This window comes from Methylobacterium sp. CCH5-D2 (assembly GCF_001556475.1).
Classification (GTDB): domain Bacteria; phylum Pseudomonadota; class Alphaproteobacteria; order Rhizobiales; family Beijerinckiaceae; genus Methylobacterium; species Methylobacterium hispanicum.
The window spans coordinates 1-226 of the sequence record NZ_LSIX01001016.1 but is presented as its reverse complement, the minus strand read 5'-3'; the positions used below and the strand labels follow the sequence as shown (position 1 = coordinate 226).

Annotated in this window: 1 protein-coding gene; it reads right to left on the bottom strand. The window is 77.9% G+C overall.

All coding sequences use genetic code 11. The features are described from left to right. Positions 1–226 (bottom strand): transporter substrate-binding domain-containing protein (locus AX737_RS27630; protein ID WP_156453999.1); only part of this gene is annotated, 226 nt, incomplete at both ends.

Sequence of the window (226 nt, the reverse complement as noted above, 5' to 3'; positions counted from 1 at the left end):
GATCACGCCCACGCTGCGGCCCGCCAGCCCCTCGGGGGAGGGGGGCGGCAGGCGCGCGCCCGTGCGGGCGGCGAAGCGGGCGGGCCAGCGGAAATAGGGCCGCGTCGCCAGGAACTTCTCGCGGAGCGTCGGGGTCAGCGGGATCGCCGCGGCGACCACGTCGCCCTGGCGCTCGTTCAGCGCGTCGAGCAGCGTGTCGAAGCGGCGGGCCTGCACCGTGCAGGGG